Consider the following 563-nt stretch of genomic DNA (forward strand, 5'->3'; position numbering starts at 1 on the left):
CATTTCATTGGTTCCCAATACTGTACTTGTGAGTCATGCAAGCCGGTTGTCACCAATATATTGGGGTAGTGTTGCGCACTAATATTGTCGTACGGTGAATACGCTTCAATAATCTCGTAAAAATGGGGGTCGTTTGGGTTACCACATTCATCATACTCATTTGTTGTAAGCGGAATGCTTTCATCTAACATGGTGGTGAGCACATCTAAAAATGGCACATGGCAGCCCACTCCACAGTAAAGTTCAGGCGCTTGATTTACCACAGCTCCCATTAATAACCCCCCAGCACTGCCACCAGAGGCAAACACTTTACTTTTGTTGCCGTACCCTTGCTCAGTGAGCGCTTTGGTTACATCTATAAAGTCATTAAAGCTATTTTGTTTATGCTGTTTTTTACCATGTTCGTACCATGAACGCCCTAGCATTTCACTACCACGCACATGCGCAATTGCATAAACAAAACCACGGTCGAGTAAACTCAGTGATGTACTTGAAAAGCTTGGATCTATGGTGATCCCATACGCGCCATAGCCATATTGAAATAACGGATTTGAACCATCTTG

Annotated in this window: 1 protein-coding gene; it reads right to left on the reverse strand. The window is 43.2% G+C overall.

Annotation, left to right across the window (positions count from 1 at the left end; genetic code table 11):
* Positions 1-563: prolyl oligopeptidase family serine peptidase (locus SB765_RS27970; protein ID WP_410932270.1), on the reverse strand; the 563-nt coding region annotated here is incomplete at both ends.

Origin of the sequence: Pseudomonas sp. SIMBA_067 (assembly GCF_046534675.1) — a bacterium.
Taxonomy (GTDB): domain Bacteria; phylum Pseudomonadota; class Gammaproteobacteria; order Pseudomonadales; family Pseudomonadaceae; genus Aquipseudomonas; species Aquipseudomonas putida.